Source organism: Actinomadura sp. HBU206391, from assembly GCF_014323665.1.
GTDB lineage: Bacteria > Actinomycetota > Actinomycetes > Streptosporangiales > Streptosporangiaceae > Actinomadura_C.
Genome location: NZ_JABVEB010000003.1, coordinates 66,864 through 90,833, shown reverse-complemented (window position 1 = coordinate 90,833; position 23,970 = coordinate 66,864). Strand labels below are relative to the sequence as shown.

The 23,970-nt window shown below is 66.8% G+C and carries 26 protein-coding genes; 25 read left to right on the top strand and 1 reads right to left on the bottom strand.

All coding sequences use genetic code 11. The annotated features are described in order from the left end of the window. The first annotated feature begins 18 nt into the window (after nucleotides 1-18). The 18 genes from HKK72_RS03260 to HKK72_RS03180 all read left to right on the top strand — a co-directional run bounded on the left by HKK72_RS03260 (nucleotide 19) and on the right by HKK72_RS03180 (nucleotide 15,653). The gene (locus HKK72_RS03260; protein WP_187232698.1) at nucleotides 19-375 is read left to right on the top strand and encodes an acyl carrier protein; all 357 of its coding nucleotides are present in this window, start codon (nucleotides 19-21) and stop codon (nucleotides 373-375) included. Continuing rightward, nucleotides 365-1,150: a 3-oxoacyl-ACP reductase gene (locus HKK72_RS03255; RefSeq protein ID WP_187232697.1), complete on the top strand. Its 786-nt coding sequence runs from the start codon at nucleotides 365-367 to the stop codon at nucleotides 1,148-1,150. The genes HKK72_RS03260 and HKK72_RS03255 overlap by 11 nt, the downstream gene beginning before the upstream one ends. A 30-nt stretch (nucleotides 1,151-1,180) precedes the next feature. Beyond that, a complete protein-coding gene (locus HKK72_RS03250; protein WP_187232696.1) occupies nucleotides 1,181-2,131 on the top strand; it encodes an aromatase/cyclase in 951 nt (316 codons plus the stop codon). 1 nt (nucleotide 2,132) lies between these two features. Next, on the top strand, nucleotides 2,133-3,254 hold the full coding sequence (locus tag HKK72_RS03245; protein WP_187232695.1) for an FAD-dependent monooxygenase: 1,122 nt from the start codon (nucleotides 2,133-2,135) through the stop codon (nucleotides 3,252-3,254). Nucleotides 3,255-3,381: 127 nt separating this feature from the next. After that, nucleotides 3,382-5,076 carry an NAD(P)/FAD-dependent oxidoreductase gene (locus tag HKK72_RS03240; protein ID WP_187232694.1) on the top strand — a complete coding sequence of 565 codons (1,695 nt, stop codon included), beginning with the start codon at nucleotides 3,382-3,384 and terminating at the stop codon, nucleotides 5,074-5,076. Nucleotides 5,077-5,147: 71 nt separating this feature from the next. After that, on the top strand, nucleotides 5,148-5,672 hold the full coding sequence (locus HKK72_RS03235; protein WP_187232693.1) for a cupin domain-containing protein: 525 nt from the start codon (nucleotides 5,148-5,150) through the stop codon (nucleotides 5,670-5,672). A gap of 2 nt (nucleotides 5,673-5,674) precedes the next feature. Continuing rightward, nucleotides 5,675-6,352 carry a nitroreductase/quinone reductase family protein gene (locus HKK72_RS03230; RefSeq protein ID WP_222720271.1) on the top strand — a complete coding sequence of 226 codons (678 nt, stop codon included), beginning with the start codon at nucleotides 5,675-5,677 and terminating at the stop codon, nucleotides 6,350-6,352. A gap of 36 nt (nucleotides 6,353-6,388) precedes the next feature. Next, entirely contained in the window at nucleotides 6,389-7,798 is a 1,410-nt protein-coding gene (locus HKK72_RS39665) for an NDP-hexose 2,3-dehydratase family protein (protein WP_315987052.1), read from the top strand. Then, nucleotides 7,795-8,787, top strand: coding sequence for an NAD-dependent epimerase/dehydratase (locus HKK72_RS03225; protein ID WP_315987051.1), 993 nt, complete (start codon nucleotides 7,795-7,797; stop codon nucleotides 8,785-8,787). The genes HKK72_RS39665 and HKK72_RS03225 overlap by 4 nt, the downstream gene beginning before the upstream one ends. Before the next feature lie 78 nt (nucleotides 8,788-8,865). Continuing rightward, a complete protein-coding gene (locus HKK72_RS03220) occupies nucleotides 8,866-10,029 on the top strand; it encodes a DegT/DnrJ/EryC1/StrS family aminotransferase (protein ID WP_187232691.1) in 1,164 nt (387 codons plus the stop codon). Then, nucleotides 10,026-10,628, top strand: coding sequence for a dTDP-4-dehydrorhamnose 3,5-epimerase family protein (locus HKK72_RS03215; protein WP_187232690.1), 603 nt, complete (start codon nucleotides 10,026-10,028; stop codon nucleotides 10,626-10,628). Before HKK72_RS03220 ends, HKK72_RS03215 begins: the two co-directional genes overlap by 4 nt. Further along, entirely contained in the window at nucleotides 10,625-11,512 is an 888-nt protein-coding gene (rfbA, locus tag HKK72_RS03210) for a glucose-1-phosphate thymidylyltransferase RfbA (RefSeq protein ID WP_187232689.1), read from the top strand. Before HKK72_RS03215 ends, rfbA begins: the two co-directional genes overlap by 4 nt. Before the next feature lie 14 nt (nucleotides 11,513-11,526). After that, nucleotides 11,527-12,534 carry a dTDP-glucose 4,6-dehydratase gene (gene rfbB, locus HKK72_RS03205; protein WP_187232688.1) on the top strand — a complete coding sequence of 336 codons (1,008 nt, stop codon included), beginning with the start codon at nucleotides 11,527-11,529 and terminating at the stop codon, nucleotides 12,532-12,534. A gap of 10 nt (nucleotides 12,535-12,544) precedes the next feature. Then, nucleotides 12,545-13,714 (top strand): nucleotide disphospho-sugar-binding domain-containing protein, encoded by a 1,170-nt coding sequence (locus HKK72_RS03200; protein ID WP_187232687.1) that lies wholly within the window; start codon nucleotides 12,545-12,547, stop codon nucleotides 13,712-13,714. 30 nt (nucleotides 13,715-13,744) lie between these two features. Next, nucleotides 13,745-14,230, top strand: a complete 486-nt coding sequence (locus tag HKK72_RS03195) for a GNAT family N-acetyltransferase (RefSeq protein ID WP_187232686.1) — start codon at nucleotides 13,745-13,747, stop codon at nucleotides 14,228-14,230. A 7-nt stretch (nucleotides 14,231-14,237) separates the two neighbouring features. Then, the gene (locus tag HKK72_RS03190) at nucleotides 14,238-14,783 is read left to right on the top strand and encodes a flavin reductase family protein (protein WP_187232685.1); all 546 of its coding nucleotides are present in this window, start codon (nucleotides 14,238-14,240) and stop codon (nucleotides 14,781-14,783) included. 95 nt (nucleotides 14,784-14,878) lie between these two features. Next, complete coding sequence (locus tag HKK72_RS03185) at nucleotides 14,879-15,175, top strand: hypothetical protein (RefSeq protein ID WP_187232684.1); 297 nt, start codon at nucleotides 14,879-14,881, stop codon at nucleotides 15,173-15,175. Between the two features lie 13 nt (nucleotides 15,176-15,188). Continuing rightward, nucleotides 15,189-15,653, top strand: a complete 465-nt coding sequence (locus HKK72_RS03180; protein WP_222720269.1) for an antibiotic biosynthesis monooxygenase family protein — start codon at nucleotides 15,189-15,191, stop codon at nucleotides 15,651-15,653. A gap of 51 nt (nucleotides 15,654-15,704) precedes the next feature. Here the strand turns inward: HKK72_RS03180 and sigJ are convergent, their stop codons facing one another. Continuing rightward, the gene (gene sigJ / locus HKK72_RS03175; RefSeq protein WP_187232683.1) at nucleotides 15,705-16,643 is read right to left on the bottom strand and encodes an RNA polymerase sigma factor SigJ; all 939 of its coding nucleotides are present in this window, start codon (nucleotides 16,641-16,643) and stop codon (nucleotides 15,705-15,707) included. A gap of 224 nt (nucleotides 16,644-16,867) precedes the next feature. Here sigJ and HKK72_RS03170 point away from each other — a divergent pair, with 224 nt between their 5' ends. The 7 genes from HKK72_RS03170 (at nucleotide 16,868) to HKK72_RS03140 (ending at nucleotide 23,949) form a co-directional block, all read left to right on the top strand. Continuing rightward, nucleotides 16,868-18,487: an MFS transporter gene (locus tag HKK72_RS03170; RefSeq protein WP_187232682.1), complete on the top strand. Its 1,620-nt coding sequence runs from the start codon at nucleotides 16,868-16,870 to the stop codon at nucleotides 18,485-18,487. Nucleotides 18,488-18,612: 125 nt separating this feature from the next. Continuing rightward, on the top strand, nucleotides 18,613-19,041 hold the full coding sequence (locus HKK72_RS03165) for a nitroreductase family deazaflavin-dependent oxidoreductase (protein ID WP_187232681.1): 429 nt from the start codon (nucleotides 18,613-18,615) through the stop codon (nucleotides 19,039-19,041). A 126-nt stretch (nucleotides 19,042-19,167) separates the two neighbouring features. Continuing rightward, entirely contained in the window at nucleotides 19,168-19,362 is a 195-nt protein-coding gene (locus HKK72_RS03160) for a DUF5999 family protein (RefSeq protein WP_187232680.1), read from the top strand. A gap of 122 nt (nucleotides 19,363-19,484) precedes the next feature. Further along, nucleotides 19,485-20,147 (top strand): hemerythrin domain-containing protein, encoded by a 663-nt coding sequence (locus tag HKK72_RS03155; RefSeq protein ID WP_187232679.1) that lies wholly within the window; start codon nucleotides 19,485-19,487, stop codon nucleotides 20,145-20,147. A 278-nt stretch (nucleotides 20,148-20,425) separates the two neighbouring features. Beyond that, complete coding sequence (accA, locus tag HKK72_RS03150) at nucleotides 20,426-22,015, top strand: acetyl-CoA carboxylase carboxyltransferase subunit alpha/beta (RefSeq protein WP_261986496.1); 1,590 nt, start codon at nucleotides 20,426-20,428, stop codon at nucleotides 22,013-22,015. Further along, on the top strand, nucleotides 22,012-22,551 hold the full coding sequence (locus tag HKK72_RS03145) for an acetyl-CoA carboxylase biotin carboxyl carrier protein (protein WP_187232677.1): 540 nt from the start codon (nucleotides 22,012-22,014) through the stop codon (nucleotides 22,549-22,551). The genes accA and HKK72_RS03145 overlap by 4 nt, the downstream gene beginning before the upstream one ends. A gap of 18 nt (nucleotides 22,552-22,569) precedes the next feature. Then, the gene (locus HKK72_RS03140) at nucleotides 22,570-23,949 is read left to right on the top strand and encodes an acetyl/propionyl/methylcrotonyl-CoA carboxylase subunit alpha (protein ID WP_187232676.1); all 1,380 of its coding nucleotides are present in this window, start codon (nucleotides 22,570-22,572) and stop codon (nucleotides 23,947-23,949) included. Nucleotides 23,950-23,970 lie beyond the last annotated feature (21 nt).

The window sequence follows — 23,970 nt, the reverse complement described above, 5'->3', positions numbered from 1 at the left end:
AACAGCGAAGGGGCCGAGATGGCCGTTCAGGAACTCACCATTGAGGACCTCAAACGCGTGCTGCGTGAGGCCGCAGGTCAAGACGAGGGCGTCAACCTCGACGGCGACGTCCTCGACCTCGTCTTCGAGGAGCTCGGCTATGACTCGCTGGCCGTCCTGGAGGCCAGCAGCCGGATCCAGCGCGAGTACGGGATCAACCTCGAGGACTCCGCGGTCGCCGGCGCCGAAACGCCGCGGACCCTGCTCACGGCCGTGAACCAGCAGCTCGCCGCGACAGCCTGGGCCGAGACCCCGCACAGTGCCGCTGCCCCGCCCGACCGGGCGGGGACGGTGCCGACCACCACTGCGACTCAGAGGAGAAGCCATGTCGCTTGAGAGGCGGCGGGTGGCTCTTGTCACCGGGGCCACCAGCGGAATCGGGCTTGCCGTCACCAAGGCCTTGGCCGCTCAGGGACATCAGGTGTTCATCTGCGCTCGCTCTGCCGAGAACGTGGAGCTGACCGTCAAGGAACTGCGGGACGAGGGCTTCGACGTCGACGGGATCGCATGTGACGTCAGGTCGAGCGATGACATCCGGGCGTTCGTCCAGGCCTCGGTCGACCGGTTCGGGCCGACCGACGTCCTGGTGAACAACGCGGGCCGCAGCGGCGGTGGTGTCACCGCAGACATCGCCGACGAGCTGTGGTTCGACGTCCTCGACACCAACCTCAACAGTGTCTTCCTGATGACCCGGGAAGTCCTGAACGCCGGAGGCATGCGGAACCGCGACCGAGGCCGCATCATCAACATCGCCTCGACCGCCGGCAAGCAGGGAGTCGTTCTGGGCGCCCCCTACTCGGCGTCCAAGCACGGCGTCGTCGGTTTCACCAAGGCCCTCGGCAACGAGCTGGCACCGACCGGCATCACCGTCAACGCGGTCTGTCCCGGTTACGTCGAGACTCCGATGGCCCAGCGCGTCCGGCAGGGCTATGCGGCGGCCTGGAAGACCTCCGAGGAGGAGATCCTCCAGAAGTTCCGGGCAAAGATCCCGCTCGGCCGATACTCCACCCCCGAGGAGGTCGCGGGCCTGGTGGGTTATCTGGCCACTGACACCGCCGCCTCGATCACCGCGCAGGCGATCAACGTCTGCGGCGGTCTGGGCAACTTCTGAGGTCCGGCGACACCCGAAAGGAGAGTGAGCATGAAGCAGCTCGGTCACCGCGAGATGGAGCACGAGGTCACGGTCAGCGCACCGGCCGCCGCCGTCTACCGGCTCATCGCGGAAGTGGAGAACTGGCCGCGCATCTTCCCGCCGACCGTGCACGTCGGCCACATCGAGCGGTCGGGGCAGAGCGAGCGGATCCGGATCTGGGCCACGGCCAACGGGGAGGCCAAGAACTGGACGTCGCGCCGCGTGCTCGACCCCGTGGCGCTGCGCATCGAGTTCCGTCAGGAGGTCTCCACTCCGCCGGTGGCCGCCATGGGCGGCACCTGGCTGATCGAGCCGATCTCCGACGGCGAGTGCCGGGTGCGGCTGCTGCACGACTTTCGGGCGGTCGACGACGATCCAGGCGACCTCGCCTGGATCGAGAAGGCGGTGGACCGCAACAGCCGGTCCGAACTCGCGGCCCTCAAGGCCAATGTCGAGGCGACCACCACCGGCTCCGCGGACGACCTCATGCTGTCGTTCGAGGACACGGTGCGGATCGACGGCGCCGCCAAGGACGTTTACGACTTCATCAACGAGGCGCAGCTCTGGAAGGAGCGGTTGCCGCACGTCGCCCGGGTCTCGCTCGATGAGCACACCCCCGGCCTGCAGATCCTGGAGATGGAGACCCGTACCAAAGACGGCTCGACGCACACCACCAAGTCGGTGCGCGTGTGCTTCCCGCACAGCGAGATCGTCTACAAGCAGATCACCCTGCCGGCGCTGATGACGCTGCACACCGGCCACTGGCGGCTGGACAGCGACGGCGACGGGGTCACCGCGACCTCACAGCACACCGTGGTGATCAATACCGCGAACATCGCGAAGATCCTCGGTGCGGATGCCGGTGTCGCGCAGGCTCGGGAGTTCATCCGGAACGCGCTCGGCTCCAACAGCCTGGCCACGCTCGGACACGCCAAGGAGTACGCCGAAGGCCGGCGCTGACATGGACGCACAGGTCGTCATCGTCGGCGCAGGGCCGGTCGGCCTGATGCTGGCCGGGGAACTGCGGCTCGGCGGGGCCGAGGTGACGTTACTCGAGCGACTGCCCGCGCCGACCACCGAATCCCGGGCCTCGACCCTGCATGCCCGCACCATGGAGATCTTCGATCAGCGGGGCCTGCTCGACTCGGTGGGGACTCCGCCCAACCAGGGGATGGGGCATTTCGGTGGGCTCCCGCTCGATCTGACCGGGCTCGCCACCCCCTATCCGGGCCAGTGGAAGGTGCCCCAGACCCGCATCGAGGCGCTCCTCCAGCGGTGGGCCGTCGGCCTGGGCGCCGATCTCCGGCGCGGCTACGACGTGCGGTCCCTGACCGTGGCGGAAGGCCACGTCGAGGTGGCGGGCCCGGAGGGCACCGACCCTCTGCGCGCCGCCTACGTGGTCGGATGCGACGGCGAGGACAGTTCGGTACGGCGACTGGCCGGATTCGGTTTCCCTGGGCGGGACGCGAGCAGGGAACTGCTCCGCGCCGACGTGGCCGGGATCGACGTGCCCGACCGGCGCTTCGAGCGGTTCCCGAACGGGCTGGCCATCGCTTCGCGACGTCCTGACGGCGTGACGCGCGTGATGGTCCACGAGCTCGGCCGTCCGGTCCGAAGGCGCGTCGAGGAGCCCTCGTTCTCGGAGGTCGCGAAGGCCTGGGAACGAGTGACCGGCGAAGACATCAGCGGCGGCACTCCCATCTGGCTGAACGCCTTCGGGAACGCCAGCCGCCTGGCGGAGCGGTACCGCGACGGACGGGTCCTGCTCGCCGGAGATGCCGCTCACCAGCAGATGCCGGTCGGCGGTCAGGCATTGAACCTGGGCCTCCAGGACGCGGTGAACCTCGGCTGGAAGCTGGCCGCGGAGGTCACCGGCCGCGCGCAGGAAGGGCTGCTCGACTCCTATCACGACGAGCGGCACGCGGTGGGACGGCGGGTCTTGAGCAATATCGAGGCTCAGGCGCTGCTCCTGCTGGGCGGCGATGAGGTCGACGCCATACGTGCGGTGCTGGCCGAGTTGATCGAGTTCCCGACCGTACGGGATCGGCTGGCCGGCGTGATCAGCGGCCTCGACATCCGTTGACGGGCGGCACCCACTGCCGACTGCTGGATCCGCCGTCCGACACGTACGCGATCGCGGTGCCCGGATGACAGAGATCAATACGCAAAGAGATATACGAACACCTTCATTCCAAGGAGAGGGCGCGCTCATGCCGAGCAGGGTCAAGGCAACGAACGGAGCCACGAGCTCCGGCAAGGTGAACCAGTGCGACGTCGTGATCTTGGGCTCCGGTCTGGCGGGTTCGGTGAGCGGCGCGATCCTGGCTCGTCAGGGCGCCAAGGTGGTGCTCGTCGACGCCGGCTCGCATCCGCGCTTCGCGATCGGTGAGTCGATGACCCCGCAACTGATCGAGTGGTTGCACATCCTGGCCGTGCGGTTCGACGTTCCCGAGCTCCGTCATCTGCTCGACGTGAAGGCCGTCACCCGCCATATCGGCCCCTTCCACGGGAAGAAGCAGAGCTTCGGCTTCATCAAGCAGAATCCGGGCCAGGAGCCCGACCCGCGCGAGGCGACCATGTTCGTCATCCCGAAGCTCCTCACCGAGGCCAGTCACCTCTTCCGCCAGGACACCGACTCCTACTACTTCCACGTCGCCGCCAAGTACGGCTGCACCACCCGGCAGAACTGGCGTGCGGCCGACCTGGACTTCGACGAGGACGGCGTCACGGTCACAGGCCAGAACGGCGAGGTGTTCCGGGGGAGGTTCCTGATCGATGCCAGTGGCTTCCGCTCACCGGTCGCGGAGAAGTTCGATCTGCGGGAGAAACCGGCCCGCTTCAAGCACCACTCGCGCTCCCTGTTCACGCACTACATCGGGATCAAGCCGTTCGACGACGTCTGCCACCATCCGGAGAGTCTCCGTCCCCCTGCGCCATGGAACGGCGGCACCCTGCACCACATGATCGAGCGCGGCTGGTTCTGGATCATTCCGTTCAACAACACGAAGGACTCGAAGAACCCGCTGTGCAGTGTCGGTCTCACCTTCGACGAGCGCGTCTACCCCAAGCCGACGGACATGACCCCCGAGGAGGAGTTCAACCACTACCTGGACATGTACCCCTCCGTGAAGCGGCAGTTCGTGGGCGCGAAAAGGGTCCGTGAGTGGGTGTCGACCGACCGGCTCCAGTATTCGTCCAAGCAGTCGATCGGCTATCGCTGGGCGCTGATGTCGCATGCGGCCGGATTCCTCGACCCACTGTTCTCGCGAGGTCTTTCCAACACCTTCGAGGGCACCTACGCCCTCATCAGCCGGCTCCTCGAAGCGCTCAAGGACGATGACTTCTCCGTCGAGCGGTTCGAGTACGTCGACAGGCTGGAACGGGGTCTGCTGGCCTACAACGACGACCTGGTCAACAGCTCATTCATCGCGTTCTCGCACTTCCGGCTGTGGAACGCGGTCTTCCGCGTGTGGGCGGCGTTCCTCACACCCGGGGTGATGCGGCTGACGCGGGCTCGGTTGAACTACGCCCTGGACCAGGACGAGCAGCACTTCAAAGACCTGGAGAACGCTCCTTATCCCGGCCTTTGGTGGCCCGAGAGCTCGGAGTTCAAGCAGATCCTCGAGTCCACCGCGGAGATCTGCGAGAAGTACGAGATCGGGGAGATCGACGGGGACAGCGCCGCCGACAGCATCTTCAAGATGCTCAACGAGTGCGACCTGGTCAACCCCGTCTTCGGCTGGAAGGACCCCGAAGACACCCGTTTCGTCCTGCCCTCCACGCTCATGATGGCCAAGTTCATGTACTGGGCGACTCGCCACGCCCCGCCCGAGATGCGGGAACTCGGACGCGCAATGCTGACCGGGGTCGTCAAAGCCGGACTACGAGGCAAGAAGGCGCTGTAGCCGCCCAGAGCCGTCACGTTCGCGCAGAACAGCAATTCGGCATTTCGGAAAGCCGGCCATGAGGAAACGCCATGACGACGATGAGGTCAGAGCAGGTCGTCCACCTGGATGACGTCGAGCCGATCACATGGGGCGGGGAGGAGGCCGCGCGCTTTCTGCTCCGCGCCGAAGACACCGGCGGCCTGTACTCGTTCTACGAAGTGTGCGTTCCCCCGGGTGAGGGCTCGCTGTTCCATATTCACGAGGACACGGACGAGGCCCTGTTCGTCATCGACGGCGAGTTCGAGATCAGACTTGACGGCGACGTCCACAAGGCTCCTTCGGGCGTGCTCGTGTACGGCCCCCGAGGGGTGGGTCACTCGTTCTTCAACACATGGCACAGACCGAGCCGGATGCTGTGCATGGTGACCCCGGGTGGCATCGAGAGGTTCTTCGAAGAGCTGAGCCTGCTGATGAGTCAGGACTCACCTCCGGAGTGGAACCGCATGCGGGAGCTCGCCGCCCGCCACCGCATCGTCGCATTCCGTCCGCAGAGCGACCCGCACGATGGTCCTGCCGGCGGCGCCTCCAGCCATCTCGATCAGAAGAGGGATTGACCATGACGCAGACCAAGCCGGAGCCGCAGCACCCGGAGCCGCAGCACCCGGAGGCGCAGCACCCGGAGGCGCAGCACCCGGAGGCGCAGCACCCGGAAATACGCGAGACGGGAATGCTGACCTCGTGGTCCACCACAAAGCCGCAACTGGACGCCGGCAGGTTCATGAAAGCGTTCGTTCGGGTGAACGTCTACCTCTATTCAAAGCCGCCGACGAAGATCCAGCACTCGATCAACAAGTTCTTCCTTCGGATGAACATCTTTCTCTATCGGAAATCACACGGAAGGGTTCTCGGGAAATTCGGGAGCCTGAACGCCCTGCTGCTCACGACGCTCGGCAGGAAGACCGGGAAAGAACGGACCACTCCTGTGGCCTATCTGTACGATGGCGGCCGCTTCGTCGTGGTCGCCGTGCCCGGGCACTTTGACGTGCCCGGGGGGCCCAAGGCCGCTCACCCGGCGTGGTATCTGAACCTGAGTGCAAAGCCCGAGGCGACCATCGATATCGGCAGAGAGCAGATCGCGGTCACCGCGGAGGAGCTGTACGGGGACGAGCGGGACCGTTGCTGGCGGGGCTTCACCGATGCGTACCCCTTCATCGGTGAATTTCAGAACAGGGCGAAGCGCCTTCTGCCCATCATGAGGCTGACTCCCGACGACCTTGACCCCCAGCACCTCTGACCCATGGTGACGACAGCGTCGAACATCACAGAATCCGTGCTTGCGGCAGGGAATGAGATCGAGCCGGCGGAATTTCATCGCAATCTCGAGGATGTCAAGAGCCGTATCTACACCCATGCGGAACGCATCCCGCTGGAGAGCCTGGATCATTGGTACAGCGATCCCGACACCGGCTGGCTGCGGCATCGCAGCGGAAAGTTCTTCTCGGTCATGGGCCTGCGGGTGAGCGTCTCCGATGCGCCGGTCTCCGGCTGGTGCCAGCCGATCATCAATCAACCGGATACCGGAATACTCGGGATCCTGGCCAAGGAGATCAACGGAGTAACGCACTTCCTCATGCAGCTGAAGGCCGAGCCGGGGAACCGCGACGGCCTGCAGATATCTCCGAGTGTGCAGGCGACCCGCAGCAATTACACCGGCGCACACGGCGGGAAGTCCGTGCCATATCTGGAGTACTTCCGCGACGCGCCCGCACACCGAGTGCTCGTCGATGTCCGCCAGTCCGAACAGGGTTCATGGTTTCTGCGCAAACGCAACCGGAACATGATCGTCTCGACGACCGACGAAATCCCGGCGCAGGACGGCTTCCAGTGGCTGACCGTCGGTCAGGTGTTGCGGCTGCTGCGCTGCCACGATCTGGTCAACATGGACACCCGCACCGTTCTCTCCTGCCTGTCCTTGACCGTCGGGGTGCTGCGCGAGCGGCATCCCGGGTACGGCGACACCTTCACCGCCGCGCTGCTGAGATCCTGTGATCCGGCCGGCGGCAGCCACCACGGGGACCGCGAGATCCATTCCTGGATCACAGAGGTGCGCAGCCGCACCGAGGTGATCGTCGAACCGGTCCCGCTGCGTGCGCTGACCGGATGGTGTCGGAGCGCCGAGAGCATCCGGCATGAGACCGGCGACTTCTTCGAGACCATCGGGATGCGGGTGGAGTCGGCCGGCCGCGAGGTGGGCCGCTGGACCCAGCCGATGCTCGCGACCAGCGAGGACGGGCTGATCGCCCTCCTGGTCACCCGGATCGACGGGGTACTGCACGCCCTGATGCACCTGCGGGTGGAGCCGGGCCTCGTCGACGTCGCCGAGCTCGCGCCCACCGTGCAATGCACCCCCGGAAACTATGCCCATCTGCCGTCGGCCGCCCGCCCGGCCTTCCTCGACGAGGTGCGGCTCGCCGATCCCGAGGACATCCGCTTCGACACCATGCTCTCGGACGAGGGCGGGCGCTTCTACCGGATCAGCAATCGCCACTTGATCGTCGAGACCGACACCGTCCACGCCCACCCCGACTACCGCTGGATGGCCGTTCATCAGCTCACCGAGCTGCTGCGGCACTGCCACTACGTCAACGTGCAGGCGCGCAGCCTGGTCGCGTGCCTCTTCAGCCTGCTCGCCGATCCGGCGCCGGGCGCAGCAGCGGGACAGGGAGACCGATCGCCGTGACGACAGGTACGCGCAACGGGGCCAGACCCTTGATCACAGTGCTGGGCGCCACCGGCTTCATCGGCTCGGCGGTGATGACGCGGTTGGCTCGCCGGGAGGTACGGCTGCGCGCGGTGGCTCGGCGGCCCGCCGCGCGACCCATCGGTGCACTCGCCGACACCGAGGTGGTGACCGCGGACCTCATGGACCGGGACGCCCTCGCCGCCGCGGTCCATGGCTCGGATGCCGTCGTCCATCTGCTTCTCTGCGAGGGCGGCTGGCGGGCCGCGGACCAGCCGGGCGGGGAACGCGTCAACGTGGGAGTGATGCGCGATCTGGTGGAAGTGCTGCGGCCGGTCCGCGGAGCCGCGGGCGCGCCCCCGATCGTGGTGTACGGTGGCGCCGCCTCCCAGGTCGGAGTGCCGCCCCGCGAACCGCTTGACGGCACGGAGACCGACCGGCCCGCGACCGTCTACGACCGGCAGAAGACGGCCGCCGAACGCGTACTCAAGGACGCCACTGAGGCCGGCTGGGTGCGCGGCGTCAGTCTCCGCCTGCCAACGGTGTTCGGCGAGGGCGCGACCCCGGGCACCGCGGATCGCGGTGTCGTCGCGGCGATGGTGCGCAGAGCGCTCGCGGGCGAGCCGATCACCATGTGGCACGACGGAACAGTTCGGCGCGACCTGGTGCACATCGCCGACGTGGCGGCCGCGTTCGCGGTCGCACTGGACCATCCGGACGGGCTTGTCGGCAACCACTGGCTGCTCGGCGCGGGCCGCGGTGACGCCCTCGGTGATGTTTTCCGCATGGTCGCGCGATCCGTGGCCGACCGTACCGGGACGGCACCCGTTCCCGTCACCTCGGTCGAACCGCCCTCTGATGCTCCGGAGACGGATTTCCGCAGCGTGACCATCGATTCAGCGCCATTCCGGTCCGTGACCGGGTGGCGTCCTCTCGTGCCGCTGCGCGAGGGGCTGGACCGCACCGTGGCGGCCCTGGCCGGCACGTGAGTACTCACGGCCTGAGCCTCTGGCGGGAGTTCTCGCGTCTTCCGTCCTTCACGGAACGAGAGTCAGGGAAGGGACAGCGTGGCCACTTACGTGTGGGATTACCTGCCTGAATACGAGAACGAGCGCGAGGAGATCCTGGGCGCCGTCGACAAGGTCTTCAGTTCCGGTCGGCTGGTGCTCGGAGAGAGCGTCCGGGGATTCGAGGAGGAGTTCGCGGCCTACCATGGCGCCGGCCACTGCGTCAGCGTCGACAACGGCACCAACGCGATCAAGCTCGCCCTCCAGGCCCTGGGTGTCGGGCCGGGCGACGAGGTGATCACCGTCTCGAACACCGCCGCGCCCACGGTGGTCGCCATCGATGCCACCGGCGCCACTCCCGTCTTCGTCGACGTACGGGCGGATGACCACCTCATGGACGTGGAGCAGGTCGCGTCGGCCGTCACCGGCCGCACCCGGTGCCTGCTGCCGGTGCATCTCTACGGTCAGTGTGCAGACCTGGCCCCGCTGCGGGACCTCGCCGACCGTCACGGTCTCGTCCTCCTGGAGGACTGCGCACAGGCACACGGCGCCCGCCAGAACGGCCGGCCGGCCGGCATCACCGGTGACGCGGCGGCCTTCTCGTTCTATCCCACCAAGGTCCTCGGCGCGTATGGCGACGGCGGCGCGGTGCTCACCTCCCGGAAGGGGGTGGCCGAAGACCTGCGCAGGCTCCGGTACTACGGCATGGAGAAGACCTACTACACGGTCCAGACCCCCGCGCACAACAGCCGCCTCGACGAGGTTCAGGCAGAGATCCTGCGCCGCAAGCTCACCCGGCTCGACACCTATGTGGCGGATCGTCGTGAGGTGGCGCGCCGCTACGCCGAGGGCCTGGGCGACACCGACCTGCTGCTTCCGCGGGTGAACCCCGGCAATGACCACGTGTACTACGTCTATGTGGTGCGCCACCCCCGGCGGGACGACATCATCGAGCGGCTCAAGGCCTACGACATCCACCTGAACATCAGCTATCCGTGGCCGGTCCACACCATGACCGGGTTCGCCCGCTACGGCTACTCCGAGGGATCGCTGCCGGTCACGGAGCGGCTGGCCGGCGAGATCTTCTCGCTGCCGATGTACCCCTCTCTTCCCGCCGGCCTCCAGGACAAGGTCATCGTCGCCGTACGCGAGGTACTGGCGACGCTGTCACCACGTCATGCTCCGGCTCTCAGCCGCCTACCCTCTGTAAGGGACCCCTCATGAAAGCGCGCAAACTCGTGGTGGAGGGTGCCCTGGAATTCACCCCCATTTCCTATCCGGATGAGCGCGGACTGTTCGTCTCTCCGTTCCAGGGCTCCGCGTTCGCCGAAGCGGCCGAAGGAACCTTCCCCATCGCCCAGACCAACCACAGCATGTCCCGCCGGGGAGTGGTGCGCGGGGTGCACTACACCAGGACACCGCCCGGTTGCGCGAAGTACGTCTACTGCCCCCGTGGCTCGGCGCTGGACATCGTTGTGGACATCAGAGTCGGGTCGCCCACCTTCGGCCTGTCGGACGTGGTGCTGATGGACCAGTTGACCTTCTGCGCCATGTACTTCCCGGTCGGGGTGGGCCACGCCTTCGTGGCTCTCGAGGACGACACGGTGATGTCGTACATGATCACCAGCGGCTATGTCCCGGCGAACGAGCTCGCGATCTCGGTGTTCGACCCCGAATTGGCCCTGCCGATTCCCACGGACATCGACCACGTCATCTCCGAACGGGACCGCGCCGCCATGGCCCTGTCCGAGGCACGCGAGCGCGGGCTCCTCCCGGAGTACGCGCACAGCCTGGGGATCGAGCGGCGAGAGGGCGGACGATGAAGGGAATCATTCTCGCCGGCGGCAGCGGGACGCGGCTCCGGCCGCTCACCGGTGCCCTGTCGAAGCAGCTCCTGCCCGTCTACGACAAGCCGATGATCTACTACCCGCTCTCCGTGCTGATGCTGGCCGGCGTACGGGAGATCCTGTTGATCTCCACGCCCACCCATTCGGAGATGTTCCGGAACATGCTCGGGGACGGTACCCGGGTGGGCCTGCGCATCGAGTACGCCATTCAGCACGAGCCCAAGGGGATCGCCGAGGCGCTGATCATCGGGGCCGACTTCATCGGCGACGACCAGGTCGCGCTGGTGCTCGGAGACAACATCTTCCACGGCCCGCAGTTCGCCAAGATCCTTGACGACAGCGTGCGCGAACTCGATGGATGTGCGCTCTTCGGCTACCGCGTGAAGGCCCCCGAACGCTATGCCGTCGGAGAGCTGGACGATGCCGAACGGCTGCTCTCCCTGGAGGAGAAACCGGCACGGCCTCGTTCCGATCTCGCCGTCACCGGCCTGTACATGTACGACAGCGACGTCGTGGGGATCGCCAAGAACGTCTCGCCGTCCGCCCGCGGCGAGCTGGAGATCACCGATGTCAACAGGGCGTATCTGGCCCAGGGGCGTGCCCGGCTTACCGAGCTGGGCCGGGGCATCGTCTGGGTCGACATGGGCACGCATGAGTCCCTGCTGCACGCCAGCCAGTACGTCCAGCTGGTGGAACAGTGGCAGGGCGAGCGGATCGCCTGTGTCGAAGAGGTCGCACTGCACAAGGGGTTCATCACCGCGGAGCAGTGCCACCGGCTCGGTGAGGAGATGCCGGGCACCGCCTACGGCCGTTACGTGCGAGAGACCGCCAGCCGTCACGAGATCGTGCTCTCCGCCTGACCAAGGAGTCTCCGATGCGTGTACTCGTGGCCGGCGGGGCAGGTTTCATCGGCTCCCACTTCGTCCGGCGACTGCTGAGCGATGCCTACCCTGGACTGGCCGGGGCAGAGACCGTGGTGCTGGACAAGCTCACCTACGCGGGCAACCGTGCCAATCTCGCCCTCGTCGCGGACCATCCGCGATTCAGCTTCGTCCAGGGCGACATCTGCGATGCCGCTCTGGTGGCGGAGCAGATGCGTGGAGCCGATCTGGTGGTGAACTTCGCGGCCGAGACCCATGTGGATCGGTCGATCGAGGACGCGGGGGCGTTCATCCGGACCAACGTGGTGGGAACCCACACTCTCTTACGGTCGGCGGCCGACGCCGAGACCGTGCGCTTCGTCCACATCTCCACCGACGAGGTCTACGGATCCATCGACTCCGGTTCCTGGACGGAGGACCACCCGCTCGTCCCCACCTCCCCATACGCGGCGTCCAAGGCGTCATCCGACCTGCTGGCACTCGCGTTCCACCGCACGTACGGACTGGAGGTCTGTGTCACCCGCTGCTCCAACAACTACGGGCCCTATCAGTACCCGGAAAAGGTCATCCCGCTCTTCGTCACGAATCTGCTGGACGGGCTCATGGTGCCGCTCTACGGCAACGGGCGGAACATACGGGACTGGCTGCATGTCGACGATCACTGCCGGGCCATCGCGTTGGTGGCGGAGAAGGGCAGGCCCGGAAACGTGTACAACATCGGCGGCGGTGCGGAGCTGTCGAACCTCGAGCTGACGGAGCGTCTGCTGGCGCCGCTCGGCCGGGACTGGTCCGCGGTCAAGCGGGTCGCCGACCGCAAGGGACATGACTCCAGATACTCCGTCGACACGACGAAGATCACTGCTGAGCTGGGCTTCATCCCGTGTGTCGCCTTCACGGACGGTCTCGCCGCGACCGTGCGATGGTACCAGGAGCACCGCTCCTGGTGGGAACCGCTGAAGCGCGAGCGCGGCGCACACGATCCAACGACCACGGTCAACTAGGAGGAGTTCCATGCGTATTCTCTGCACCACGATCCCTGCGTTCACCCACACTGCCGCGCTGGTTCCGCTGGCTCAGGCCGCCCAGCTGGCCGGCCACGAGGTGATCTTCGCGGGCGGCGGCGTGACCCTGAAGGTGGCCGCCGAGGCGGGTCTTCCGGTGCTGGACGCCGCCCCCGGCCAGGATGTCACCGCGCCCTACCGCCGCTGTATGGAGATCATGGCGAAGGAGGATCTCCCCGGCGATCAGGCCCAGGGAGTGTTCGTCGGAGCGACGGCCGAGATCGGGGACATGATGCTGCCCGGCCTGGTGGACGCGGCCCGAGGGTGGGGGGTCGACGTAGTGCTCTATCCGCCGTTCCTCCCCTGGGCGCAACTGGCCGCCCACGCGGCGGGTGCCTTCGGTGTGATGCACGGCATCGGGTTCCGCTTCCCGGCCGTCCCGTGGTGGGCCACCGAGCCGTCGGAGGTGGTGCGTCGCCACGGAGTCACCGAGTTCCCGGCGCACCCCGACGCGGAGGTCAGCCTTGGTGTGGACTCCCTGGAGCGCTTCAATCCGCGGAGTCCGGGCGAGGTGCCGTTCCCGGTGTTCCCCGTACGGCCCTGTTCGTACAACGGGTCCGGCCAGGTACCCCCGTGGGTACTGCGGCGGGCGTCTCGGGCGCGGATCGCCGTCACCATGGGAAACACCAGCGACGACAGCAGCTGGGCCGAGGTGCTGCGGGCGATAGTGGAGGGCACCGCCGACCTGGACGCCGAACTGGCGTTGACCTCCGGTGGCGTGGATCTGTCGCCGATCATCGGGCAGCTGCCCGAGCGGGTACGGGTCGTGGACTTCGTGCCCATGAGCAACCTGCTGCCCCGCTGCGACGCGCTGATCCACCACGCGGGCATGGGCACGACGTACGCGGCCTTGGCCGCCGGGGTGCCACAGGTGGCCTTGCGGCCCAACAAGGGCGATGCGCCGCTCAATGCGCACGTCATGAGCAGCCGCGGCGCCGGCATAGCCGTCGATCGCTCCGAGGCGACCCCCGAGGCGATCGGCAAAGCCCTGCGTGAGGTGCTTCAGGTGCCGTCCTACCGGACTGCCAGCGAGGAGGTCGCCGCCGAAATGGCGGAGATGCCCACACCGCAGGACGTGGTCGGCCAACTGGCCGAAATGGCTCAGTCCCGCACCCGCTGAACACCTCCGTCACCCCAAGGACATTCGCCAGTGCCTACTACACGCCTCGCCACCCTGGCCGATGCGCCGCGTCTGACGGCGCTCCGGGTGCTCATGCATGACGCGATAGATGGGCCTCACCCGCGTGGGCCGTGGGTGAAAGCCTGTGAAGAAGCCATCGCCGATCGACTCGCCAATGACCCGACTTTCATCGCCTACGTCACTGAAACCGACGAGTCCGGTGTGGTGGCATGCATTACCGGAGAAGTCCGGCGGCATTTCCCTGGGCCGGACTCGCTCGCACCCATCTACGGATACGTCATCACCGGAGCCGCCGAGCCCGGCTATCGCCGTAGTGGCTACGCGAAGGACTGCCTGGCGGCTCTTCTCGACCACTTCGTCGAGCTGGGGTGCCATCGAGTCAGCACCTTTACCCATTGGCAGGGGGAGAAACTCTGCAACAGCCTGGGATTCGAGCGCCTTGGCGAGTGGCCGGTACCGATGAACTGGCGCGCCCCCGACGCATCGGACAAGTGAGACGCTCATGACCACTGCAAGTCAGCCTCTACACCAGGCCGAGCCGATCGAATCGAAGACGCTACGCAATGTGTGCGGTCTCTTCGTGACCGGCGTGACCGTGATCACGGCGGGAGAAGGCGCTCGCTCGGCTGGGACCACCGTCAACTCCTTCACCTCGGTCTCCTTGGATCCTCCGTTGATCCTCTTCTGCCTGCACAAGGAATCACGGCTCCGTACGGTGCTGCAGGAAACCCGCACGTTCGTGGTGAACTTCCTGGCCGGAAAGCAGGCACCGCTCGCCTGGACCTTCGCGACGAGGGATACCGCTGCGCTCCAGGACGTGACGCACCATCGATCTGCCGAGGGGGCGCCGATCCTCAGCGACGCGATGGCCTTCCTGGCATGTCGGGTCGCCAACGAGTTCGAGGGCGGCGACCACACCATCTTCGTCGGAGAAGTGGTCGAGCTGGGAGTTCCACGCCAGAACCAGGAACCACTGATCTTTTTTCGGGGTTCGCTGAGTGCACTCGAAGAAGAGCTGGCGGGTCTGCATCCGATCTGGGACGGGTGAACAGGCCTGCCGAGTACGTGCGACCGCTCCGAGAACGGCGCGGTGGAGCCGAGGCGTCAAATCCATTACGCCCCAGGACGAGAGAGGAACCGATCATGTGGATGATGGTCCGCTACAAGGTCAAGCGGGATCAGCTGGAGCGGCACCTGGAGCTGCACAGCGCCGTCTACGAGGCGCTGGAGTCATCGCAGCCGGATGGCCTGCGTGAAGCGACATTCCAGCTCGAGGACGAGGTCAGTTTCGTGAGCTTCGTGGAGGCCGAGGGCCTTCCGGTGCCGGGCGTCGAGAAGCTGGAGGAGTTCCAGCGCTACCGGGCGGACCTCGACGAGCGGTGCGACGAGCCCGCGGTCATGACCCCGCTGCGCGTTTCGGGCTCGTTCCGATTTCACTGACGGCAGCGCCCGAGTGATCGTCATCGCTGCGGCCGGCGCGGGCCGCAGCGATGACGATCGCGCTGACAGGCGGCAATTCTCCGAACCATCCGAAATGAAAGGGTACAAGAAGATGAAGGTCGACGATCTGGATCCTTCGACACCGCTTATGTCGCAGTTCCAGCAGAAGAACGGTCCGGTCACTCTGATCAACACCATTATGGTGCCCAGGGAACTGATGTCGGAATTCCTGGCCACCTTCCAGGAGGACGCGTCCTTCATGAAGGCCAGCCCAGGCTTTATCTCGGCGCAACTACATCGGGGTACGGCCGACAGTCAGCTCTTGGTGAACATCGCGGTATGGGAGTCGACCGAGGCGCTCTTCGCCGCCTTCTCCAATCCGGCGTTCCAGGCGAAGGCCAGTCAATACCCCGACGGGATAGTCGCATATCCGCACGTCTTCGAGAAGATCGCAGTCGACGGAGTCTGCGTCGCATAGCGCTCGCAGGGTCGCCAGGAAGCGCCCGGACATCCCCGGGTGATCGTCCGCTCAGCTGACTCGGGACAGTTTGTCGGGATTGGTAACGGCGTAGATTCCGCATACCTGCTCGTCTTGGGGGATCAGGTCGATGACGAGCACGGCGTAGGGGGAGTCGCCTGCGAACACCAATGCCGAGGGGTCGCCGTTGACGTGCCGGTAGCGGACGTGCAGGCCGTCGCGGGGGTGGGAGGCGAAGGCGGCGATCACGCGGGCGACCTTGTCGCGGCCGTGGACCGGCCGTGGGCCGGCTGCCCGTGCCTTACCTCCGCCGTCGGTCCACATGGTCACGTCCGGTGCCAGGATTCGCAAGAGGGCGCCGAGGTCGCCGCCGAGCACGGCGGCGACGAACCGTTCGGTCACCTGCTGCTGGACATGCGGGTCGGTCCGGTAGCGGGGGCGGCGGGCGTGGACATGTTCGCGGGCGCGGTGACCGAGCTGTCGTACGGCTGACGGGGTGCGGGCGAGGATGTCCGCGATCTCGGGGTGGGTGTAACCGAACACCTCGTGCAGGACGAACACCGCCCGTTCCAGCGGGGTGAGGGTTTCCAGGACCACCAGCATCGCCATCGACACCGATTCGCCGCGCTCGGCCGCATCGGCGGTGTCGCCGGCCGGGGCCGAGCCGGTGGCGGCGTTGATCAGTGGTTCCGGCAGCCACGTCCCGATGTAGGTCTCGCGGCGCCGGCTGATGTCCTGCTGCCTGGACAGTGCCTGGTTCACCGCGATCCGCACCAGGTAGGCCCGCGGGTTGTCGATTTCCCCCGCCATCGGCGGCCGGCTTCTGCGCGCCCACGACAGCCAGGTCTCCTGCAACACGTCCTCGGTGTCGGCGACGCTGCCGAGCAGGTTGTAGACGATGGAGAACAGCAGCTCCCGATGGCCGAGGAACACCCTCGTCGGGCTGTCGAGGGGGAGGTCTTCCGAGCCGTCGTGCGGATGGTCGGACATGGTGGCTCTCCTGGGAGGCGCTCCCTGCTGAGATGCCCGGCGGCACCGAGAACGTGCCATCCGCCGTGAGGTGTGATCTGCGTCACACGGCGGACTCGGATGTCACATTCACCGGCGACAGAGCCCTCTTGGGTGCACATGGATCTGAGCAAGCGCGAACACCAACTGAGCCGTACCGCTCACGGAGCGACTCACCCCAGACCATACGATCTTAGGGAAGCATCATGAGAACGTTGCGCGGTAACCCGTGGGTCATCTTGATCATCCTGTCCGCCGGCTTCTTCATGGTGCTCCTGGATCTCACGATCGTGAACATCGCGATCCCGAACATGGTGGACGAGCTCGACGCGTCACTGGACCAGATCCTCTGGGTCGTCAACAGTTACACCCTGGCCCTGGCCGTTCTGCTGATCACCGCGGGTCGTCTCGGTGACCTGCGGGGAAAGAAGAACCTGTTCATCGCCGGGGTGGCCCTCTTCACCCTGGCCAGCCTGGCCTGCGGCCTCGCCCAGGATCCAGCGCAACTGATCACGTTCCGCATCGTGCAGGGCGTGGGGGCTGCGCTGCTCCTGCCGCAGACGTTGTCGATCATCGTTGACACGTTCCCGGCCGAGCGCCGTGGCGTGGCGCTGGGCGTCTGGGGCGCGACGGCGGGCGTGTCCGGCATCGCCGGGCCGAGCGTCGGCGGGCTGCTGGTCACTCATCTGGACTGGCGATGGATCTTCTTCATCAACATTCCCGTCGGCGTGCTGGTGCTGGTCATGGCCGTGGCGGTGCTGCCAGGCACGCAGCGCACCCTGAAGCACAAGCTTGACATCACGGGGGTGCTGATCGCCTCGGCCGTGCTCTTCTGCCTGTCCTTCGCGCTGATCGAGGGGCAGCGGTACAGCTGGAACGCCTGGATCTGGGCGCTGATCGGCGCGGCCGGCGTACTCCTGGTGATCTTCCTGGTGCATCAGCGTGGTCAGCAGGACAACGAGCCACTGGTGCCCTTCGTGCTGTTCAAGGACCGCAACTTCTCGATCATGAACTTCGTCGGGATGGCGTCGGCGTTCGGCGTGATCGGGCTGCTCCTGCCTATCACGATCTACCTGCAGTCGGTGCTGGGCTTCAGCCCGCTCAAGGCCGGGCTGGTCCTGATCCCCCTGGCGCTGGGGGCGATGACCATGGCGGGACCGGCAGGCGCGCTTTCGGATCGCCTCGGCGGTAAGTTCATCGTGGTGGGCGGGCTGGTGGCGTACGCTGCCGGAATTGCCTGGATCATGGCCATCGCCGATGTCGGCACGAGCTGGACCGCCTTCCTGATCCCGCTCTTCATCATCGGCCTGGGCGCCGGCTGCACCTTCACCCCGATCGCCACAGAACTCATGCGCAACGTCCCACTGCAACTGACCGGTGCGGCCTCCGGGGTCAACGGCGCCCTGCGGCAGGTCGGCTCCGTGCTGGCCGGCGCAGTGATCGGCGCCGTCCTGCAGAACCAGCTCGCCACCGCGCTGCGCGACCAGGCGGAGCTGCGGGCCGGGGCCGTCCCCGCCCCCTACCGCGAAGGGTTCGTGGCGGGCTTCGCCGACGCCGGCAAGCACGGGCTCGATGTCGGCGCCAATCAGAGCGGGACCGCACAGCAGCTCCCGGACGGTGTTCCCCAGGACCTCGCCCAGAGCATCTTCGGGCATGGATTCATCGACGCCATGCAACCCACCATGATCGCCTCCATCGCGGTGCTGCTCGCCGGCGCGGTCGCCTGCCTGGCGGTCAAGAGCCACCGCGGCCCTTCCGCGAACCCGCACGACCTCCCCGTCTCCGAAGCACCCGAGCCCGCCGCCGCACTCCCGTCGGAGCGGTGACCCCGAGGGATCCGCGCAGGATCTTTGAACTCCGCGCGCTCAGCCGCGCTGACGCCGATCCGGAATGCCGGGAGAAGTCCGTCTCGGCGATGTCACAGCACACCCGGGAGTACAGGGAGTCGTAGATGTCGATCCAAAGACGGCTGGCCCGTTTCAACCGCATGTTCGCCAATCGCATCGTCGGCCGGGTCATTCCCCGGCTGCCCGGGTTCGGCGCCGTCCACCATCGCGGGCGGAGGTCGGGGCGCGAGTACCGAACTCCCGTCAAGGTGTTCCGGCGCGGGGACCTTTATGTGCTGTCGCTGCCGTACGGCTCGGACTCCGACTGGGTGAAGAACGTTCTCGCCGCCGGCGGCTGCGACCTCATGACCCGCGGACGGCGGGTGCCCCTCGTCGAACCGCGGTTGTACGTGGACGACGAACAGGCCGAGATTCCGGCCCTCATACGCAGGGTGCTGATACGGATCAACGCCACCGACTTCCTCGCGCTGAGACCACGGGAGGTGCCTCGGATCGAGGTGCCCGGCGATCACGCTGGCCAGGCCTCCGAGTAGAGCCCACCCGGTTGCCCGTCGGACCGGCGAACGGGCGACCGGGAGACGGCGAACTCAGTATCAACTGAGAGCCGTCCGCAGGACAGAGAAGCACAGTCGAACGTAGTCGAGACCGGAGGCACGCCAATGTGCCAGCACCAGCCGCACTGTCCGCCGCATGAGGCGGCCGACCACGACGCCGCGCGGACCGTGGCCTGCCACCCAGAACAGGGGTGGAGCCTGCTGTGCAACGGGGTCGTGGTGTTCGAGGACACCGGCGAGCTGCTGCCCGATGGGGGAATCGTCGTACCGCACCGGCCGACGGATCTGCCCGTGAGGTGAGCCCGTACGGGACACGCCCTCGCCCCGTCAGGACGATCACCCTCCTGGCCGTCATCGGGAGCCTCCGCCGCCCGGCCGGTCGATCACGCCCTCCTCCAGAACTGAAAAAGGAAAGGTGCATCATGGCCGTTTCGCAGCAAGGCATGATCGACTTCACCGTCATGTACGCGACCCACGGCGCGTTCGAGCGCGATCTCGACAGGATGCGGGCGGCCACGGCAGCGGGGAGCGGCCTCGACCCGCACGTGCGGATGGGGTGGGAGAACTTCAAGGCTCAGCTCCTCGTTCACCACGGCGTGGAGGACGCCTACCTGTGGCCCAGGCTCCGCCGCGCGGTGGCCGGCCGGCCCGCGGACCTGGCGCTATTGACGGAGATGGAGGCCGAGCACGCCCGTATCGATCCGTTGCTGGCCGCGGTCGATGCGGCGCTGGCGGAGGAGACGCCCGGCCTGGTCGAACGCGTCCATGAGCTGTCAGTGGCACTCACCGACCACCTCAGGCATGAGGAGGAAGGCGCGCTTCCGCTCATCCAATCCGTGCTGACGGCGGCGGACTGGCGCGGTTTCAAGCGTGCGATGGCACGGCGTCAGGGCGTCAAAGGCGCCGCGGTCTACATTCCGTGGGTCATCGACGGGCGACCGCTCGCCGACCGGCGCAGGTTCCTGAGCATGATGCCTGCGCCTCTTCAACTGATCAACCGGCTGGCGTGGGAGCCGCGCTACCAGAAGCGGAATCTGTGGCGCTCCCGACCCACGGACCAGAGCCGTACGGCGCAGAATGACTGACATTTGCCAATCAAGGACCAGTGCCCCTGGCTTCGAGCCGGCCGTACGGCAAGGCCCGCTCGAACGGTCCTCACCAGAGCGAATGATCCGCATGGCGGCCCACGGCCGCCAGAAGGGGACTCTCGACAATGCCCCAAATAACCAATATATCGGCGGAGTCCCCCCAGTGGGTTCTGTGTAAGAACTGCCAGACGATCCTTTATGGAAAACGATGGATCAGGTGCCAGAAGGTATGTCCGGAATGCGCGGACCACAGCCCGCTCAATGCCCCGACACGATTGGAACAACTCGCTGACCCTGGAAGTATCCGACTGCTCGACCTGCCGAGGGGCGCTGTCCCGGACGTGCTGCGCTTCGTCGACACGATGCCGTACCCGCAACGCCTCGCGGAGGCGCGAGCCCGTACGGGCCTTGATGCGGCAGTGCTGTGTGCTCGCATCACCATCGAGGGCGCTCCCGTGGTCGTGGCGGTGATGGACTTCAGTTTCATGGGCGGAAGCCTCGGTGCCGTGGCGGGGGAGGCCGTCGCCAGGGCCGCCGAGGCGGCCCTCGCGGACCGGATTCCCCTGCTGGCGGTCACCGCCTCTGGTGGAGCGCGGATGCAGGAGGGCGCCATCTCATTGATGCAGATGGCCAAGACCAGCGTGGCTTGGGCCAAGTTGGACGAGGCCGCACTGCTCACCGTCTCTCTGATCACCGACCCGACATACGGGGGAGTCGCCGCATCCTTCGCGACCCTTTCGGACGTGATCATCGGAGAGACAGGGGCGCGGTTGGGCTTCGCCGGGCGGCGGGTGATCGAGCAGACGATCCGGCAGAAGCTGCCGCCCGAGTTCCAGACGGTGGAGTTCGTGCTGGAACGCGGCTTCGTCGACATGGTGGTGCCCAGGCGGTCTCTGCGTGAAGTACTCGCCAAGCTGCTACGGGCGGGTTCGCAGCGGACCCGCGGCAGAGAATGGGATCGAGTTCGCGACGTCCTGGCGGATCCGACCGTCCGCATTCCTGAGCTGCTGCCTGTGGAAGAGCCGTGGCAGCAGGTCCGCAGGGCTCGCGATCTGACCCGTCCGACCACGCTGGACTACATCGCTCTCGCCTTCGATGACTTCCAGGAACTACACGGTGATCGGGTCTCTGGTGAATGCAGTGCCATGGTCGCGGGCATCGCACAACTGGACGGCAGGCCGGTCGCGCTGATCGGCCAGCAGAAGGGGCACACCCTCGCTCAGTTGTCCGAACGCAATTTCGGCATGCCGACTCCAGCCGGGTACCGCAAGGCGGCCCGCGTGATGCGGCTCGCCGCCAAGCTGGGAATGCCGGTGGTGACGCTCGTGGACACGCCGGGAGCGTTTCCCGGTGAACGGGCCGAGGAACAGGGACAGGCGTCGGCCATTGCCGAGAACCTGCGCCTGATGGCCTCCTTGCCCGTTCCGGTGGTCAGTTTCGTGACCGGCGAAGGCGGCAGCGGCGGTGCGCTCGGCATCGCACTGGCCAACCGTGTCCTGATCTGGGAGCACGCCGTCTACTCAGTGATCAGCCCGGAAGGCTGTGCGTCCATTCTCTGGAAGGACCCGAGGATGGGCGCGACGGCGGCCGCGGCCCTCGGCCTCGGCTCCCGCGATCTGTTGCGGCTCGGAGTGGTGGACGGCGTGCTGCCGGAACCCGCGGGTGGCCTCGCGGCCGACCCTGTGCTCGCTGCCGACCAACTGCGTGCCGCGCTCCTGGCGAGCTTCGCCGAACTGGCCGGCATGACCGCATCACAGCTCGTGGAAGATCGACGGCGACGGTTCGCCCGCTTCGGTTGCTCCAAGGCCACGCGGGCGGCGGAAGCGCTCGCGGAGGTCGGAACGCTCGAGAGGCTCGTCCGATGACCGGGGCTGAGCACGGCGAACCAGAGCAACCGCCGGACCCCTGCATGGAATCGGTTCTCGACGGGGTCTGGCGGGCCGCCCTCGAACTGCTGGAGTCGCTCCCCGATCGCCCCGAGCGGCTGCGCGTGACCGCGGCGGATGTGACCGTCGACCTGGACTGGCGGTCGCCCACGGCATCCCTCATCACGTCCCCACCGGCCGGTGCCGGGCGGACCGCCGAGGGCCCTGTGGCGAGCCCGCCCGGCCGGTCGGGGGATGATCTGCCCGCTGAAGAGCGCCTGCCGGTCCGGCATTACGTCTGCGCGCCCAGCATCGGGACCTTCCACCGTGCGCCGGAGCCCGGTGCACCGCCGTTCGTCGCGGAGGGCACGACGATCAGTTCTGGAGACCAGGTGGCGATCATCGAAGCGATGAAACTGATGCTGCCCGTCGAGGCCGATCGCTCAGGACTGGTCGTCGAGGTGCTGATCGAGGACGGTCAGGCCGTGGAATACGGCGAGCGGCTCTTGGCGCTCACGCCGGTCAGCACGGAATAGACCGCGGATCGGAGCCTGATGTTCAAGAAAGTCTTGATCGCTAACCGGGGTGAGATCGCCCTGCGCGTCGTACGAGCCTGCCAGGAGATGGGCATCCGTTCCGTCGTCGTTCACTCCACCCGCGATCGGGACTCGGCGGCGGTACGGCTGTGCGACGAGTCGGTGCAGATCGGCCCGCCACAGCCGAAGAAAAGTTACCTCAACGCCGCGGCCATTCTGGAGGCGGCGATTTGCACTGGCGCCGAGGCCATTCACCCCGGCTACGGTTTCCTGTCGGAGGACGCCGATTTCGCGGAAGCCTGCGAGGCCGCTGAAATCGTCTTTGTCGGTCCACCGGCTTTGACGGTGGAGCGGCTGGGCAGCAAGATCTCCGCTCGTGCCCTGATGGCGAAGGCCGGCCTGCCGCTGTTGCCCGGCAGCCTGGACGTGTTGGACGTCGACGACGCGCTGCAACTCGCCGGGCAGATCGGCTTTCCAGTGATCGTCAAGGCTTCCGCCGGTGGTGGCGGACGAGGGATGCGGGTGATCGATGGGCCGGACGGCTTCACCGAGGCCTACCGTGAGACTCGGTCGACGGCGCTCATGCTCTTCGGCGACGGGCGGGTCTATCTCGAGAAGTACCTCCGAGCCGCCCGGCACGTGGAGATCCAGATTCTCTGCGACGGCCACGGCAACGCGATCTACCTGGGCGCGCGGGACTGCAGCGTACAGCGCCGCCACCAGAAGCTCGTTGAAGAGTCCCCTGCCCCCGGACTGTCCGGCGCGCTCCTTGCCGAAATGGGGCAGGCGGTACGGAGGGGGGCGCTGTCGGCCGGCTATGAGGGGGCAGGCACGTTCGAGTTCCTCCTGGCTCCGGACGGTGCTTACTTCTTCATGGAGGTCAACTGCCGTATCCAGGTCGAACACCCGGTGACCGAGATGGTGACCGGGATCGACATCGTGCAGGAACAACTGCGGATCGCCGCAGGTGAACCACTTCGGATCGGGCAGAGTGACGTCCAGCCGCGCGGAGTCGCCATCGAATGCCGGATCAACGCTGAGGACCCGGGCCGCGATTTCGCCCCTACCGTGGGAACCGTTCACGAATTCGTCCCCGCCGCTGGCCCATTCGTCCGCGTCGACACTCATGTCCGGTCCGGCGACGCCATACCGCCGGACTACGACTCGCTCCTGGCCAAGCTGATCGTGTGGGCACCTGACCGGGAGGGCGCCATCGCCAGGATGCGCCGGGCGCTGAACGAGTTCCGCATCACCGGCGACAACCTGAGCACAACGCGCGAATTTCTGCTGGACGTCATCGACCATCCACGCTTCCGGGCGGCGTCGCACAGCACGTCCCTGGTCGAGGAGATGCTGGCGGGGATCGATGCCGACGTGCCGGGCGGTCATCTCACCTGAGCGGCTCAGCGATGGCGGCCG